Annotated in this window: 9 protein-coding genes; 8 read left to right on the top strand and 1 reads right to left on the bottom strand. The window is 64.4% G+C overall.

The window, feature by feature from the left end; translation table 11 throughout:
• Positions 1–39 precede the first annotated feature (39 nt).
• The 4 genes from hutH to hutG all read left to right on the top strand — a co-directional run bounded on the left by hutH (position 40) and on the right by hutG (position 5,164).
• A complete protein-coding gene (gene hutH, locus HU772_RS23015) occupies positions 40–1,572 on the top strand; it encodes a histidine ammonia-lyase (RefSeq protein WP_186656504.1) in 1,533 nt (510 codons plus the stop codon).
• Between the two features lie 150 nt (positions 1,573–1,722).
• The gene (locus tag HU772_RS23010) at positions 1,723–3,126 is read left to right on the top strand and encodes an amino acid permease (protein ID WP_186656502.1); all 1,404 of its coding nucleotides are present in this window, start codon (positions 1,723–1,725) and stop codon (positions 3,124–3,126) included.
• Positions 3,127–3,144: 18 nt separating this feature from the next.
• Positions 3,145–4,350 carry an imidazolonepropionase gene (gene hutI / locus HU772_RS23005; protein ID WP_186656498.1) on the top strand — a complete coding sequence of 402 codons (1,206 nt, stop codon included), beginning with the start codon at positions 3,145–3,147 and terminating at the stop codon, positions 4,348–4,350.
• Positions 4,351–4,360: 10 nt separating this feature from the next.
• Positions 4,361–5,164: an N-formylglutamate deformylase gene (gene hutG, locus HU772_RS23000; protein WP_186656496.1), complete on the top strand. Its 804-nt coding sequence runs from the start codon at positions 4,361–4,363 to the stop codon at positions 5,162–5,164.
• A 42-nt stretch (positions 5,165–5,206) separates the two neighbouring features.
• Here hutG and HU772_RS22995 read toward each other — a convergent pair whose 3' ends face one another.
• A complete protein-coding gene (locus tag HU772_RS22995) occupies positions 5,207–10,753 on the bottom strand; it encodes an NEL-type E3 ubiquitin ligase domain-containing protein (protein ID WP_186656494.1) in 5,547 nt (1,848 codons plus the stop codon).
• Between the two features lie 169 nt (positions 10,754–10,922).
• Between HU772_RS22995 and pip the strand changes: the two genes are divergently transcribed.
• The 4 genes from pip (at position 10,923) to mdoH (ending at position 16,881) form a co-directional block, all read left to right on the top strand.
• On the top strand, positions 10,923–11,894 hold the full coding sequence (pip, locus tag HU772_RS22990) for a prolyl aminopeptidase (RefSeq protein WP_186656492.1): 972 nt from the start codon (positions 10,923–10,925) through the stop codon (positions 11,892–11,894).
• On the top strand, positions 11,891–12,328 hold the full coding sequence (gene dtd, locus HU772_RS22985; RefSeq protein ID WP_186656490.1) for a D-aminoacyl-tRNA deacylase: 438 nt from the start codon (positions 11,891–11,893) through the stop codon (positions 12,326–12,328). The genes pip and dtd overlap by 4 nt, the downstream gene beginning before the upstream one ends.
• 262 nt (positions 12,329–12,590) lie before the next feature.
• The gene (locus HU772_RS22980) at positions 12,591–14,321 is read left to right on the top strand and encodes a glucan biosynthesis protein G (protein WP_217858738.1); all 1,731 of its coding nucleotides are present in this window, start codon (positions 12,591–12,593) and stop codon (positions 14,319–14,321) included.
• Complete coding sequence (gene mdoH / locus HU772_RS22975; protein WP_186656488.1) at positions 14,314–16,881, top strand: glucans biosynthesis glucosyltransferase MdoH; 2,568 nt, start codon at positions 14,314–14,316, stop codon at positions 16,879–16,881. Before HU772_RS22980 ends, mdoH begins: the two co-directional genes overlap by 8 nt.
• Positions 16,882–16,912 lie beyond the last annotated feature (31 nt).

Below are 16,912 nucleotides of genomic sequence, written 5' to 3'. Positions count from 1 at the left end.
AAGGGGCCCCGCGTGGCCCCAAGCGATTGGAGTAGCGAAGTGACCGAACTGACCCTCAAGCCCGGCACCCTGACCCTGGCCCAGCTGCGCGCCATCCACGCCGCCCCGGTGCGCCTGCAACTGGATGCCAGCGCTGCGCCGGCCATCGACGCCAGTGTCGCCTGCGTCGAGCAGATCATCGCCGAGGACCGCACCGCCTACGGCATCAACACCGGTTTCGGCCTGCTGGCCTCGACCCGCATCGCCAGCCACGACCTGGAGAACCTGCAGCGCTCGTTGGTGCTGTCCCACGCCGCCGGTATCGGCGCGCCGCTGGATGATGACCTGGTGCGGCTGATCATGGTGCTGAAAATCAACAGCCTCAGCCGTGGTTTCTCCGGTATCCGCCGCAAAGTCATCGACGCGCTGATCGCCCTGGTCAACGCCGAAGTCTATCCACACATTCCGCTCAAGGGCTCGGTTGGCGCCTCCGGCGACCTGGCGCCACTGGCGCACATGTCGCTGGTGCTGCTGGGCGAGGGCAAGGCCCGCTATAAAGGCCAGTGGCTGTCGGCCAGCGAAGCCCTGGCCGTCGCCGGCCTGGAGCCGCTGACCCTGGCCGCCAAAGAAGGCCTGGCCCTGCTCAACGGTACCCAGGCGTCCACCGCCTATGCCCTGCGTGGCCTGTTCCAGGCCGAAGACCTGTATGCCGCCGCCATCGCCTGTGGTGGCCTGAGCGTCGAGGCTGCGCTGGGTTCGCGTTCGCCGTTCGATGCGCGCATCCATGCCGTGCGTGGCCAGCGTGGCCAGATCGACACTGCCGCCTGCTTCCGCGACCTGCTGGGCGATTCCAGCGAAGTGTCGCTGTCGCACAAGAACTGCGACAAGGTCCAGGACCCGTACTCGCTGCGCTGCCAGCCGCAGGTCATGGGCGCGTGCCTGACCCAGATCCGCCAGGCTGCCGAAGTGCTGGGCATCGAAGCCAACGCCGTGTCGGACAACCCGTTGGTGTTCGCCGCCGAAGGCGATGTCATCTCCGGTGGCAACTTCCACGCCGAGCCGGTGGCCATGGCCGCCGACAACATCGCCCTGGCCATCGCCGAAATCGGCTCGCTGAGCGAGCGCCGCATTTCGCTGATGATGGACAAGCATATGTCCCAGTTGCCGCCGTTCCTGGTGGAAAACGGTGGGGTCAACTCCGGCTTCATGATCGCCCAGGTCACCGCCGCCGCGCTGGCCAGCGAGAACAAGGCGCTGTCGCATCCGCACAGCGTCGACAGCCTGCCGACCTCGGCCAACCAGGAAGACCACGTGTCGATGGCCCCGGCCGCCGGCAAGCGCCTGTGGGAAATGGCCGAGAACACCCGTGGCGTGCTGGCCATCGAATGGCTGGGCGCCTGCCAGGGCCTGGACCTGCGCAAGGGTCTGAAGACTTCGGTCAAGCTGGAGCAGGCGCGCCAGGCGCTGCGCCGCGAAGTGCCGCACTATGACCGCGACCGCTTCTTCGCCCCGGATATCGAGGCGGCCGCCGCGCTGCTGGCCAAAGGCACCTTGACTGGCCTGCTGCCGGTTGGGGTCCTGCCAAGCCTGTAATGCCTTCGGGGGCCGCTTTGCGGCCCCTTCGCGGCGCAAGGCCGCTCCTACACAGGCAATGCGTTCCCCTGTAGGAGCGGCCTTGTGCCGCGATGGGCTGCGCAGCAGCCCCCTTCATTCTCACGACCAGAACAACAATAAGGACGTGACATGCAACAAGCTCAAGGTCTCAAGCGCGGGCTATCGGCCCGGCACATCCGTTTCATGGCGCTCGGTTCGGCTATCGGTACCGGGCTTTTCTACGGTTCGGCCTCAGCCATCCAGATGGCCGGCCCGGCCGTGCTGCTGGCCTACTTGATCGGCGGCGCCGCTGTGTTCATGGTAATGCGCGCCCTCGGCGAGATGGCCGTGCACAACCCGGTGGCCGGCTCCTTCGGCCACTACGCCAGCACCTACCTCGGCCCCATGGCCGGCTTCATCCTTGGCTGGACCTACGCTTTCGAGATGGTCATCGTCGCCATCGCCGACGTCACCGCCTTCGGTATCTACATGGGCTTCTGGTTCCCTGAGGTCGCCCGCTGGATCTGGGTGCTGGGCATCGTCTTCCTGATCGGCGGTCTGAACCTGTGCAACGTGCGGGTGTTCGGCGAGATGGAGTTCTGGCTGTCGCTGCTCAAGGTCGGCGCCATCGTCGCGATGATCCTCGCCGGCTTGGGCATCATGGCCTTCGGCTTCAGCCAGGTGGGCACCGGGCATGCGGTCGGGGTGAGCAACCTGTTCGAGCATGGCGGCTTCATGCCCAATGGCATCGGCGGCCTGATCGCCTCGTTCGCCGTGGTGATGTTCGCCTTCGGCGGTATCGAGATCATTGGCGTCACCGCCGGTGAAGCGAAAGACCCACAGCGGGTCATTCCCAAGGCGATCAACGCCGTGCCGCTGCGCATCCTGCTGTTCTACGTGCTCACCCTGTTCGTGCTGATGTGCCTGTACCCGTGGCCGCAGATCGGCAGCCAAGGCAGCCCGTTCGTGCAGATCTTCAGCAACCTGGGCATCGGCTCGGCCGCCGCCGTGCTGAATATCGTGGTGATTTCTGCGGCCGTGTCGGCAATCAACAGCGACATCTTCGGCGCCGGCCGCATGATGTATGGCCTGGCCCAGCACGGCCAGGCGCCGCGTGGCTTCGGCAAACTGTCGAAACATGGCGTGCCATGGATGACGGTGGTGGTGATGGGCGCGGCGCTGCTGGTCGGCGTGCTGCTCAACTACCTGATTCCGGAGAACGTGTTCCTGCTGATCGCCTCGATCGCCACCTTCGCCACCGTGTGGGTGTGGCTGATGATCCTGGTCACCCAGGTGGCCATGCGCCGCGGCATGAGCCGCGAGCAAGTGGCGCAGCTGAAATTCCCCGTGCCGTTCTGGCCTTATGGGCCGGCCATGGCCATTGCCTTCATGCTGTTCATCTTCGGTGTACTGGGCTACTTCCCGGATACCCAGGCAGCGTTGATCGTCGGTGTAATCTGGGTGGTGTTCCTGGTCGCGTCCTACCTGCTGTGGTGCAAGCCACGCGCGGGTAATGGCGAACGGGCCCGGGAAGCTGCCGAGCTGCACCGCTGAAGTAAAAAGGAGAAGCTGATGAGAACCCTCTGGCAGCACTGTCATGCCGCGACCATGAGCGAAGGCCGTTACTCGGCCATCGAGGACGCGGCGATCGTCACCAGCGCTGGGCAGATCGAATGGATCGGCCCGCGCGCGGATGTGCCGCCAGTGGCGGCCGACCGTGTCGTCGACCTGGGCGGCGCCTGGGTCACCCCGGGGCTGATCGACTGTCATACCCACGCAGTGTTTGGCGGCAACCGCAGCGGTGAGTTCGAGCAGCGCCTGCAGGGCGTCAGCTATGCCGAAATCGCCGCCCAGGGCGGCGGTATCGCCAGCACCGTGCGGGCCACCCGTGCGGCCAGCGAGGATGAGCTGCTGGCCAGCGCCCGTCAGCGGGTGCAGGCGCTGATGCGCGATGGGGTGACCACGATCGAGATCAAGTCCGGCTACGGCCTGGACCTCGACAGCGAGCGCAAGATGCTGCGTGTCGCCCGGCGCCTGGGCGAGGAGTTGCCGGTGACGGTGCGCACCACGTGCCTGGCGGCCCATGCCCTGCCGCCGGAGTACGCGGGGCGAGCCGACGACTACATTGCCCATATTTGCGACGAGATGCTCCCGGCGTTGGCCGCCGAGGGCCTGGTGGACGCGGTGGATGCCTTCTGCGAACACCTGGCGTTTTCCCCGGTCCAGGTCGAGCGCTTGTTCATCAAGGCGCGTGAGCTGGGCTTGCCGGTCAAGCTGCATGCCGAGCAGTTATCGTCGCTACATGGCTCGAGCCTGGCAGCCCGCTATCAGGCGCTGTCGGCCGATCACCTGGAGTTCATGACCGAAGAGGACGCCATTGCCATGGCCGAGGCCGGCACCGTTGCCGTGCTGTTGCCTGGGGCGTTCTACTTCCTGCGCGAAACCCAGTTGCCACCGATGGATGCCCTGCGCCGACACGGCGTGAAGATCGCCCTGGCCAGCGACCTCAACCCCGGCACTTCGCCAGGGCTGTCGCTGCGGCTGATGCTGAACATGGGTTGCACCTGTTTCCGCATGACCCCTGAGGAAGCCTTGGCCGGTGTCACCGTGCACGCCGCCGCCGCGCTGGGCCTGGGTGACAGCCACGGCTCGCTGGAGGTGGGCAAGGTCGCTGATTTCATCGCCTGGCAGATCGAGCGGCCCGCCGACCTCAGCTACTGGCTCGGCGGTGACTTGCCCAAGCGCGTAGTGCGCCTGGGCCACGAGATATCCAACTGAGCGAGGGCGCATGGACAAGGTATTGAGTTTCCACCAGGGCCGCTTGCCCCTGCTGATCAGCATGCCCCATGCCGGGCTGGGCCTGACCGACGCGGTACGCGACGGCCTGGTCCACCAGGCCCGCAGCTTGCCGGACACCGACTGGCATATACCACGCCTGTACGATTTCGCTCGCGAGTTGGGCGCCAGCGTGGTGGCGGCGGAGTATTCGCGCTTCGTCATAGACCTGAACCGCCCGGATGACGACAAGCCGCTGTATGTTGGCGCCACCACCGGTCTGTATCCGGCGACGCTGTTCGATGGCGAGCCACTGTTCAACGAAGGCAAGGCACCCTCCAGCGCCGAACGGGCGAGCTATCTGGAACAAATCTGGCGCCCCTATCACGGCACGATCCGTCGCGAGCTTGATCGGCTGCGTGCCGAGTTCGGTTATGCGTTGCTATGGGACGCCCACTCGATTCGCTCGCTGATCCCGCACCTGTTCGACGGCAAGCTGCCGGATTTCAACCTGGGCACTTTCAACGGCGCCAGTTGCGATCCCGAGTTGGCCGAGCGACTGCAGGGCGTGTGCGGCGACGCCCAAGGCTACAGCCATGTGCTCAATGGGCGTTTCAAGGGGGGGCATATCACCCGGCACTACGGTGACCCGGCAAACAACATACATGCGGTGCAATTGGAGCTGGCGCAGAGCACCTACATGGAAGAGGTCGAGCCTTTCCACTACCGCGAAGACCTGGCGCAACCGACCCAGAAGGTCTTGCGGCGCCTGCTGGAGGCGACCTTGCAGTGGGGCAAGGAGCGCTACGGACGCTGATCCCGGGGCCCCCTTGATGACAAGGGGGCGCTTGAGTTTCGCTTACGTCGAGCTGGCACGGCTCTGGTTGCGGATGCGATAGGTCAGGATGTCCATCTGCTCCCTGACATCCCTGTCCCGTTGCTGCTCCAGGAGCCGCGTGGCGGGGGCCAAGGAATCCAGGCTGGCCTCGGGGTCCTGGGTCGACAAGGCCTCCACCGCATCCTCGAACGCCCTGTCGAACGACGTGAAGTCGTCGGCGTAGGCATCGCGCAGGTAGTCGGTCCAGAAGGGTGTCTGCAAGGCAAAGTCGATGAACTCATCCCGTTCCTCTGCCACGAGTATCTCCAACAACGCTACGGTGGCGTCTTGCGAGTCGACATCGGCGCCGTAGGTCATTTCGTCGGCGGGGCTCAGTAGCCGCAGGGCCGTGGCGAGGTGGCGGCGGTAGGCCAGGTGCACTTCGACGGCGTCCAGCGAATGGCGTTCCTCTACATGCCGCTGGGCGATACGGTCCAGCCTGTCCTGGCGGAACAGACGCCGCAGCAGGTCGAACAGGTTGGCTTCGCGGTCCGGGCCCTCCGCTTCTGCGGTGGCCATTGCCGTGAAATAGGCCTGTTCGATTTGCTGGAACTGCAACAGCATGCCGTCCTCGCAGGTGTCGTCGAGGATCGCATCCGTCGCCAGCGCGTTGAACAGTACCCGCTGCTCGGCCTGGTTGTCCGCCATGTCCAGGACCCGCCATACGCGTTCGATCAGCGCTGGCCTGCTTTGGGCAACTTGGTATGGGCGTGATTGCGTCAGCCGAGTGACCAGTTGCAGCAGGTGGTCCGCGTCACCGTCCTCATGCAGTCGGTTCCATTGTTGGCTGTGCGTTTGCCGTGTGGCGTCGGCGCTACCTTCGAGCCAGGGTTGGACGTCGGGCTCGAACACCTGGCGCCAGTGTGGGTGGGCATGCCCGTTCAACGGGATATCGCCGGCAACGCCCGGCCTTGGTGGGCTGGGCACCAGGTTGCCCTCGGCATCCATTGGCAATGCCATAAGGAAGTCCGGTGTCACGTCCATGTCGAAGGTATAGGTGCGGTCGAAGCGTTGTGACAGATAGGCGGTGCGCATCGTGTCTTCGCTCAATGGGTTGCCCTCGAGCAGCAGACTAATGCTCTCGGTGTTGCTGTGCGGGTTGTCGAGGATCGCCTGGGGCAGGGTGGTCAGGCGGTTGTCCCGCAGGTCCAGTGCATCCCTGGGCATGTTCGCATTCAACCAGTCCGGCCACGCCTCGAAGTTCATGTCGCGCAATGCCAGGCGGTTCAGGCGTGGCAGTTGCCTGACCAGGGTAGCCAGGGTCGGGCCGGACAAGTTGCCCGAAAGATCCAGCCACCTTAGCGCGGGCATGCGAGTGATGATTCGCAGCATCTGGTCGTTGATCGGCAGGCCATGGTTGATGAGGTCCAGTCGATAGATCGAGGGCCGGGTGGTAAGGGCTTCTGGAAGTCGTTGCAGCAGCTGGATGTGATTGTCGAGCGTTAGATAGGTGATGTTTTGGAACGGCTGTAGCCACTGGTCGAGCTGCTCGGCGGTCATCTGGGTGCGGGTGAGCCTGATGATCAAGGTGCTGTCGTAGAACACATCGGGAAGGTCGGTGGGAAAGTCGGCCAGCCTCATGGCGTCCAGGCGCAAATCCGTTTCCATGTCATTGCGCAGCAAGCGTTCCCAGTAGTCGAGAATCGAGTGCCTGACCCGCGTTCGGTATTGTGTATCCAGAGCACTCGGGGCACCGTTCGGGCCTGGTGCCGTAGGCCACGGATCGACGGCCTCGCGGACCACGCGGTAATTCTCGGTGATGCTGCTGGCATCCAGGTCGAACACGAACCTGTGGCCTGGGGTGTACTGGCTGATGTAGAGGGCCAGGCGTTGTCGGTCGGATAGCCGGTTGTCCTGCAGGTGAATGCGCGTGTGGTGGTCGGTCAGGCGTGGGCTTTCCAGCAGGAAGCTGGGAATTTCGCCGAGCCGATTGCCGCGCAGGGACAGCGTGTCGATGTTTTCCAGTGTGGCCTGATTCAACCAGGCAGGCCAGCGCATCAGCCCTGAGCGATCCAGCCCCAGGTAACCAAGGCGCAGGCCGGGCAGTTCAAGGGTTGCTAGGCTGTTGCCGCTCAAGTCCAGGTGATGCAGGTTATCGAGGGTGGCCAGGCGTTCGAAGGCGGGCGCGTCGAGCGCAAGATTCTGGTTGAGCAGTCTCAGCTCGCTGAGCTGTGGGAAACTGTTGGTGATCAAGGACAAATTGCGGGACAGCGGCGAGACGTCGAGGAGTGTGTTGAAGTCGCGCTCGATCTCCAGCGCCGACAGGTTGGGGAAGTGCTGGAACAGATTGCTCAGCTGCGCATCGAGTTGTGCGGTGGTGAGGCTGGCGTCCTGCGAATGATCAAGTTCGATGTTGTCCAGCTGCAGGCGACGGACACGTGAGCCGATGAACGCCGGCAGTTGCTGGGGAAATTCGGCAATGAACATCCGCGAGAGGCGCAGGGTTCCGCTCGCCTGCCCGAGCTCAGGCACGGCACTGGGCAGCCAGTGTTGCCACAGGGCTGTCTCGATGTCTTCTCGGTTGGCCCTGCGTGCACCCAGTCGATCAATCTGGCCAGCTCCGGAAAATGCCGTGTCCAAGTGTTGGCGCAGTTCCTGGCGTTCGGCGCGCAGTTGTTCGATTCTGGCCTGGATCTGGCCTGGTGAATTGCCGTCTTCTTCCAGTGCGGTCAGTGCCTGCTCGGCGGTGTGCGCGTCGGTAATCTCCTCGAATTGGGACAACAAGCTGGCCCTGCTGGGTTGTTCAGGTAGCTTGCCGTCGCCGCTCAGGCGATAACCCAGGCGGCCGTCGGCCAGGCGCATGGGCGAGCGTGGTCCGGGGCGCTGCATCTTCAGTGCCTTGCGCAGAGCCCAGCGAGGCAGGGGCGCTTGCTGGATGTGCGTGGCAAGTGTCTGAGCATCGCGTATCCCGGCGGGCGCGAGTGCTTCGCGCTGCGCTTGAGGGATCGCCGCGAACAACGCCTCGTAGAGTGAGTCATGGGTTGTGTCCGCCAGGCGGTAGCCCTGGGGTGTGTGATGGATGATGCTTGCGGGGGCGTCGTCACCGCCGATTCGGTCGAGCGTCGCGGCCGGCAGGATTCCGCGGTTGAGCTCGATGGCCGTTTCGGCGGACCAGCCCGGTAACTGCGGCAAGGAATGTAGGATCAGTCGATCGGTGTCGGGGTTGTCCACCGTGCTCAGGTACAAACCCTCGTAGGCACGCGTCAGACGCAGCTGTTGCTGCATCAGGCGGACTTCTTCACCGATGCGCCTGGGCACCCGGCCGGCAATCAACTGCTCCAGTTCTGCGGACGAAGTGTTGTGCAGCAGCTCTCTGACATGAACATCCGGCAATTGCGGGTAAAGGTGTTGCAGTACCGCGGCGCCAGGCGCCTGGGTAGGCGAGGGTTGTTGGTAGCGTCTGGCGAACTCGCCGCGCCTGGCGCTGGTGGTCGCGTTCGGAAAGGCATCCAGGGTTTCCTGGTCGAGCTTGAAGCGCATCAGTGTATCCCTCAACGGGGCGGGGATTGGCTGGTTTTCACTCAAGATCCTGCGCAAGACATTTTCGTCGATGTCGCAGGCCCGCAGGATGCGTGCGGCGTCCTGCTCGTCGAGCGACTCGGCTGGCTGCCCAAGGCGTTGGAACAAGCGCATGCCCTGCCATTCCCGGGGACGGTCCAGCTCATGCAGCCAGGCACCCTCGCCATTGTGACGCAACTCGGGCTGGTAGCTGAGAGGCCGGCTGGGGTGTTCGATCCGGTAGATGCCGGTGTGGCTGTCCAGATTCAGTGAGTAGTGCTTGCCATCGAGGCGTAGCCAGAGCTTGCCGTCATGACGGTACAGCCCCAGTTGGTCCGGGTTGACCTGGGCGGGGAGGGTGGGCTCTTGGGCGAAAGGGGTCAGGTCGGGCTTCCACAGGCGTCGGCTGCCATCCGGGAGTTCGACTTCCTTCAGTTCTTCGATGAAAGAGGGTGTTTCCACAGGTATGTGCTCTACCTCAGGCTGATCGACCTCTTCCTCTGGCGTTGCCCCCTCGGCGCCCTTCAAGCGTTTCAATGCGCTGGCCGCCTTGTGGAGCGCCAGCATGACCGCCACGTTCTCGATCACATCGACCATGTACCGATGAGCGGTATCACGCTCGTCGTTCTCCCAGGCCTCGATGCCCTCGAACACCTCATGGGCCAGTTGCGCCACGCACACGGCTAGCATCACTTCGCCGAGTCCTGGCACGAAGAAGCCTGCAATGTTCAAGGCCAGCAACACGCGTCCGGCAATCAAGCTACGGTGGGCCTGGGCGGCGCGTAGATCGACGATGGCGGTTGGCGTGGCATGGAACTGTGCGTCATCGAGGTGGCGCTGGGCCTTCTGGGACGTCATGACATTCAGGAACGTCTGGTTGAAGGGTTGTGCAACCGGGTACAGCTTGGCCTGTGGATCCGGGATCCGCTCCTGCAGGCCGTGGATGCTCCAGCCCAGGGGCGTCAGACGGTCCTTGAGGCGGGCGGTGACCGTTGCCTTGTCACGGTCGGCGATGTGTTTGTCCAGATAGCGGAGGTTGGCCTGGAGCCTGTCGCGCAATGCGCTGTGCAGGGCCTCTCGGTTGGCGAACTCCTTGAGGGGCTCGACGCTGTCTTCGGGGATGTACAGGGCTACGTTCGACTGCCCTTTGGCTGCAATGAGCACGACGCCGGTCAGCTCCGACTCCCATAGCTCGAGCAGGTTGAATGTCACCTGCGCATTGGTCGAGGGTGGCTGGTCGAGTGGCGCGGCAAGGATGGCCGTGTAGAACGCCTCGCTGATATCGCCCTTCAGGCGGGCGAAATGCAGGGATTGCCTGAGCGCCGAGACTTCGGCGCGGCACAAGGTTTGATAAACGGCTTGCGCGGCATCGCTGGCACTCCGTTGCGTTGTGGCAACTGGTTTGTAGATGGCCTGTACCAGGTCGTGGAACGTGCCGCCGATGTCCAGGGTACGGCAGAGGTCGGCGAAGTCTTCGGCGGTGATCGCGACGGTGTTGATGAGCGGGACAGTCCCCATGAAGCGCCGGTGGTCGAGGATGACGGACCTCTTCAGCAGGGCGTCGGGCGCGTCCATGCCGTGTTCGCTAGCGGCATCACGGTCGAAGTTGTGCAGGGCACTGTGCAGCAGCGAGCGGGTCGCCTGGTTGATGGCCTGGCGGGCGTCGGCGGCGTTGGCCGTGTCGATCAGGCGGGCATCGACCAGATACGTATGGCGTACATCGAGGTCGAGCCCGAAGCGCTGCTTGATGGCGTTGGTCAGGGCCTCGGCCGCGTAGGTCTCGAGGTCGGGCAGGTGCTCGAACAGCGCCTGTACCTGCGCTTGATGTTCGCGATGCCGGGCATGTTCCTGCTGCCAGGCCTTGGCGACTTCGGGGTGTTGTTGGAGGGCCGATGCCAGCCAGGTCGGGGCGTGTTGTTGTGCGCGTATCGCGCGATGGATGTCTGGCGGAGCTTGCTTGAGCCAGGTGGGAATCTTGCGCTCGATGGCGGCGTACTGAGGGCTGGGTGAGGTAGTGCCTGGATCTGGCATGTCGAGTCCTTGCTGGATGTGAGGCCAGGACTATCGGCGGGCGGGTTGGTCCGTGGGCAGTAGATATGTGTACCGGTGGCGGCGACCGTCGCTAGCGAGGACGGTGCTCAAAGTGCAATTCGGGTTTATGATGGCCCACGGCCGAACCAAACCTCACACGGAGTGCGCGATGCAGACCCTCTACCCGCAGATCAAACCCTACGCCCGGCACGATCTGGCCGTGGAAGCGCCGCATGTGCTGTATGTCGATGAAAGCGGCTCGCCGGAAGGTCTGCCGGTGGTGTTCATCCACGGTGGCCCGGGCGCTGGTTGCGATGCCCAGAGCCGCTGCTACTTCGACCCCAACCTGTACCGCATCATCACCTTCGACCAGCGCGGCTGTGGCCGCTCCACGCCGCACGCGAGCCTGGAGAACAACACCACCTGGCATCTGGTCGAGGACCTAGAGCGCATCCGCGAGCACCTTGGCATTGAAAAGTGGGTGCTGTTTGGCGGCTCCTGGGGCTCGACCCTGGCCCTGGCCTACGCCCAGACCCACCCCGAGCGCGTGCATGGCCTGATCCTGCGCGGCATCTTCCTGTGCCGGCCGCAGGAGATCAGCTGGTTCTACCAGGAGGGTGCCAGCCGCCTGTTCCCGGACTACTGGCAGGACTACATCGCGCCGATCCCGCCCGAGGAGCGTGGCGACCTGGTCAAGGCTTTCCACAAACGCCTGACCGGCAACGACCAGATTGCCCAGATGCACGCCGCCAAGGCCTGGTCCACCTGGGAGGGCCGCACCGCCACCCTGCGCCCCAACCCGCTGGTGGTCGACCGTTTCTCCGAGCCACAGCGCGCCCTGTCGATCGCCCGTATCGAGTGCCATTACTTCACCAACAATGCATTCCTCGAAGAAAACCAGCTGATCCGCGACATCCCCAAGATCGCCCACCTGCCGGCGGTGATCGTGCATGGCCGCTACGATGTGATCTGCCCGCTGGACAACGCCTGGGAGCTGCACCAGGCCTGGCCGAACAGCGAATTGAAGGTGATTCGCGATGCCGGTCACGCGGCATCCGAACCCGGCATCACCGATGCCCTGGTGCGCGCCGCCGACCAGATGGCCCGGCGCCTGCTCGACCTGCCCCTGGAAGAAGCATGAAGGGGCTGATCCAGCGTGTGCGTGGGGCGCGGGTGGAAGTGGCGGGGGAAATCGTCGGCGCCATCGACCAGGGTTTGCTGGCGCTGGTGGCGGTCGAGCCTGAAGATTCGCCGGAGCATGCCGACAAACTGTTGCACAAGCTGCTGAACTACCGGGTGTTCAGCGACGAGCAGGGCAAGATGAACCGTTCGCTCAAGGACATTGGCGGCGGCTTGCTGCTGGTGTCGCAGTTCACCCTGGCCGCCGATACCCGCAGCGGCATGCGCCCAAGCTTCTCGACGGCGGCGCCGCCGGCGCTGGGCGCTGAGCTTTTCGACTATCTTTTACGTCAAGCACAGGCCCAGCACCCCGTGGTGGCAAGCGGTCGGTTCGGTGCTGACATGCAAGTGCATCTGGTCAATGATGGCCCGGTAACATTTATGTTACAAATATGAGGTCAAAAAACCCTTTGTTTGTCGAAAACAAGGGGTTTTGTACGATAAATAGTTTGTCCAGCCTGATGCGTTGTAACGCGACCTGCTGGATAATCGCGCGCTACATGAGCCTGCGTTCGTGGGTTCGTTTCACTTTGACTCGAGCATTGTCTGGATCCGTTTGGGGAATCATTACGCCCTCACGGGGTCCGAACAGTGCTCGCCAACCCGGCATTGGTCGCTGGCCGTTGGTTTCATGATCTGTTTTCGGCGAGGATTGCTCGTGATTGTAAGCCCCTGTATTGCACCAAGAATCCCCGGCGTTCGCTTGCGCAAGGCCGTATTGGCCGGCGTGGCGCTGTTCGGCCTGCTGAGCGCCGGCCAGCTGTGGGCATTCAATCTGGACGATGTTGCAGCCAAGGCGAAGGATCTGGCCGGTCAGAAGTTCGAGGCACCGAAGAGCAACCTGCCGCCGGTGTTCCGCGACATGAAGTACGCCGACTACCAGAAGATCCGCTTCCTGCAGGAAAAGGCCGAGTGGGCCAAGGACAAGACGCCGTTCAAGCTGTCCTTCTATCACCAGGGCATGCATTTCGACACGCCGGTGACCATCAACGAGATCACCGCCAACAAGGTCAAGGAAATCAAGTACGACCCGAGCCGTTTCGAGTTCGGTGACGTGCCGCACGACGCCGACGCCACCAAGAACCTCGGTTACGCCGGTTTCCGCGTGTTGTACCCGATCAACAAGGCCGACAAGCAGGACGAGATCATGACCCTGCTTGGCGCCAGCTATTTCCGCGTGGTCGGCAAAGGCCACCGCTACGGCCTGTCGGCCCGCGGCCTGGCCATCGACACCGCGCTGCCGTCCGGCGAAGAGTTCCCGCGTTTCCGCGAGTTCTGGATCGAAAAGCCCAAGCCCAACGACAAGCACCTGGTGATCTACGCGCTGCTCGACTCGCCGCGTTCCACCGGCGCCTACAAGCTGACCCTGCGTCCGGGCGAGGACACCCTGGTCGACGTCAAGTCGCGGGTCTACCTGCGTGACAACGTCAGCCGCCTGGGCATCGCGCCACTGACCAGCATGTACCTGTTCGGCCCCAACCAGCCGTCGAAGGTCATGAACTATCGTCCGGCCCTGCACGACTCCGAAGGCTTGTCGATCCATGCCGGCAACGGCGAGTGGCTGTGGCGTCCGCTGAATAACCCGAAACACCTGGCCGTGAGCAACTTCAGCGTCGAGAACCCGCGTGGTTTCGGCCTGCTGCAGCGTCAGCGCGCCTTCAGCGACTACGAAGACCTCGACGACGAGTACGAAAAGCGTCCGAGCGCCTGGATCGAGCCAAAGGGTGACTGGGGCAAGGGCACCGTCGACCTGGTCGAGATTCCGACCGCCGACGAGACCAACGACAACATCGTCGCATTCTGGAGCCCGGAAAAACTGCCGGAGCCCGGCAAACCGTTCGAGTATGACTACCGCCTGCGCTGGACCATCAAGGAAGACCAGCTGCACTCGCCGGAACTGGCCTGGGTCAAGCAGACCCTGCGCTCCACGGGCGACGTCAAGCAGTCCAACCTGATCCGCCAGGCCGATGGCACCGTCGCCTTCCTGGTCGACTTCGTCGGCCCGAACCTGGCCGCCCTGCCGGCGGACACCGCCGTGCGCAGCCAGGTCAGCGTCGGCGACAACGCCGAGGTGGTCGAGAACAACCTGCGCTACAACCCGGAAACCAAAGGCTGGCGCCTGACCCTGCGCTTGAAGGTGCAGGATCCGAAGAAAGCCACCGAAATGCGCGCCGCGCTGCTGCGTGACGTACCGGTCGAGCAACCCAAGCCTGCCAAGGAAACCAAGCAGGACAAGGCCAAGCACGCCCATGCCAAGGCCGAGAAAGCCAAGGCGGAAAAAGCTGCCGAGCAACCCGCCGCCGACGCGGCATCCACCAACGGGACCCCGGCCACCACCGAGAAAGTGCTGACCGAGACCTGGAGCTATCAGTTGCCTGCCGATGAGTAACTCAAGCGCAAGGCCGGAATCGCTGCGCGAATACCTGGCCCACCTTCCCCTGAGCGACGAGCAGCGCGCTGAACTCGCTAGCTGCGCCTCGTTTAGCGAGCTGCACCAACGCCTGGCGGCCCAGCCGGCCGCCAGCACCACCGAGGCCGCCCAGGCTTCGGTGGGCACCCGTCTTACCGTCGGCAGTGCCGCCGAGCTGGAAGAGGCCGAGATGCTCGGCGTCGATGCCAGCGGGCGGCTGTGCCTGAAGATCGCGCCGCCGATCAAGCGCACCAAGGTGGTGCCCGAGCCGTGGCGCACCAATATCCTGATTCGCATGTGGCGGCGCATGACTGGCCGCACCAACGCCCCGCAGCCGCCCAAGCGCGAACTGCCGCCGGCGCGCTGGCGCACGGTCGGCTCGATCCGCCGCTACATCCTGCTGACCCTGATGATCGGCCAGACCCTCGTCGCCGGCTGGTACATGAAGGGCATCCTGCCGTACCAGGGCTGGTCGTTCGTCGATCTCGACGAGATCCTCAACCAGCCGCTGTGGGACACCGTGGTGCAGGTGTGGCCGTATGCGCTGCAGACCTCCATCCTGGTCCTGTTCGGCATCCTGTTCTGCTGGGTGTCGGCGGGCTTCTGGACAGCCCTGATGGGCTTCCTCGAGCTGCTCACCGGGCGTGACAAATACAAGATTTCCGGCAGCAGCGCCGGCAACGAGCCGATCGCGCCCGAGGCGCGCACCGCGCTGGTGATGCCGATCTGCAACGAAGACGTGCCACGGGTGTTCGCCGGTCTGCGCGCGACCTTCGAGTCGGTGGCCGCCAACGGCAACCTCGACCGCTTCGACTTCTTCGTGCTCAGCGACACCAACGACACCGACATCGCCGTGGCCGAGCAACAGGCCTGGCTGGACGTGTGCCGTGAGACCAAGGGCTTCGGGCGCATCTTCTACCGCCGTCGTCGCCGTCGGGTGAAGCGCAAGAGCGGTAACCTCGACGACTTCTGCCGTCGCTGGGGCGGCGAATACAAGTACATGGTCGTGCTCGACGCCGACAGCGTCATGAGCGGCGAATGCCTGAGCAGCCTGGTGCGCCTGATGGAGGCCAACCCGGACGCCGGCATCATCCAGACCGGGCCGAAAGCCTCGGGCATGGATACCCTCTATGCGCGCATGCAGCAGTTCGCCACCCGTGTGTACGGCCCGCTGTTCACCGCCGGCCTGCACTTCTGGCAGTTGGGCGAGTCGCACTACTGGGGCCACAATGCGATCATCCGCATGAAGCCGTTCATCGAGCACTGCGCCCTGGCGCCGTTGCCGGGCAAGGGCGCCTTCGCCGGCGCGATCCTCTCCCACGACTTCGTCGAAGCCGCGCTGATGCGTCGCGCCGGCTGGGGCGTGTGGATTGCCTACGACCTGCCGGGCAGCTACGAAGAGTTGCCGCCGAACCTGCTCGACGAACTCAAGCGCGACCGCCGCTGGTGCCACGGCAACCTGATGAACTTCCGCCTGTTCCTGGTCAAGGGCATGCACCCGGTGCACCGCGCGGTGTTCCTCACTGGGGTGATGTCGTACCTGTCGGCGCCGCTGTGGTTCCTGTTCCTGGTGCTGTCGACCGCGCTGCTGGCGACCAACACCCTGATGGAGCCGCAGTACTTCATCGAGCCGTTCCAGCTTTATCCGCTGTGGCCGCAGTGGCACCCGGAGAAGGCCATCGCGCTGTTCTCCACCACCATCGTGCTGCTGTTCCTGCCCAAGCTGCTCAGCGTCATCCTGATCTGGGCCAAGGGCGCCACCGAGTTCGGCGGGCGGATCAAGGTCACCCTGTCGATGCTGATGGAGATGCTGTTCTCCATGCTGCTGGCGCCGGTGCGGATGATTTTCCACACCCGCTTCGTGCTGGCCGCGTTCCTCGGCTGGGCCGCGACCTGGAATTCGCCGCAGCGTGACGACGACTCCACGCCATGGGGCGAAGCGGTGCGCCGTCATGGCCCGCAGACCCTGCTGGGCATCGCCTGGGCTGGGTTGGTGGCCTGGCTGAACCCGAGCTTCCTGTGGTGGCTGGCGCCGATCGTCGGCTCGCTGGTGCTGTCGATCCCGGTGTCGGTGATTTCCAGCCGTACGCGCCTGGGCCTGGCGGCCAAGGATGAGAAGCTGTTCCTCATCCCCGAGGAGTACGCGACGCCGCAGGAGCTGCTGGCGACCGACCAGTACACCCACGAGAACCGTTGGCACGCGCTGCACGATGGTTTCGTGCGCGCCGTGGTCGACCCACGGCAGAACGCCCTGGCCTGCGCCATGGCCACCGCGCGTCACGGCCAGGCCGCGCCAATCGAGGCCCTGCGCGCCGAGCGCGTGGCCAAGGCGCTGGAGGTCGGGCCCAAGGGCCTGGACCTGAACACCCGCCTGGCGCTGCTCAGTGATCCGGTGGCTTTGTCGCGCCTGCACGACCGTGTGTGGAGCGAGCACAACGCCGCGTGGATCGATGTGTGGCGTGCCTCCATCGACAACGACCCGCACTCGCCGTTGTTGCCGCTGCATCCGGAAAACCAGGTCCAGCCAGCCCTGGCTTGAGCCGTTGCTTCGATAATCGCGGGGCCAGCCC

Origin of the sequence: Pseudomonas xantholysinigenes (assembly GCF_014268885.2) — a bacterium.
In the GTDB taxonomy this organism is placed as follows: Bacteria; Pseudomonadota; Gammaproteobacteria; order Pseudomonadales; family Pseudomonadaceae; genus Aquipseudomonas; species Aquipseudomonas xantholysinigenes.
Note: the sequence above shows the minus strand (reverse complement) of the source record. Positions and strands in the feature narration are given on the sequence as shown.

Coding starts and splice junctions, on each gene's coding strand:
- HU772_RS23010 (WP_186656502.1), top strand. CDS start 1,723: ATGCAACAAGCTCAAGGTCTCAAGCGCGGGCTATCGGCCCGGCACATC.
- hutI (WP_186656498.1), top strand. CDS start 3,145: ATGAGAACCCTCTGGCAGCACTGTCATGCCGCGACCATGAGCGAAGGC.
- hutG (WP_186656496.1), top strand. CDS start 4,361: ATGGACAAGGTATTGAGTTTCCACCAGGGCCGCTTGCCCCTGCTGATC.
- HU772_RS22995 (WP_186656494.1), bottom strand. CDS start 10,753: ATGCCAGATCCAGGCACTACCTCACCCAGCCCTCAGTACGCCGCCATC.
- pip (WP_186656492.1), top strand. CDS start 10,923: ATGCAGACCCTCTACCCGCAGATCAAACCCTACGCCCGGCACGATCTG.
- dtd (WP_186656490.1), top strand. CDS start 11,891: ATGAAGGGGCTGATCCAGCGTGTGCGTGGGGCGCGGGTGGAAGTGGCG.
- mdoH (WP_186656488.1), top strand. CDS start 14,314: ATGAGTAACTCAAGCGCAAGGCCGGAATCGCTGCGCGAATACCTGGCC.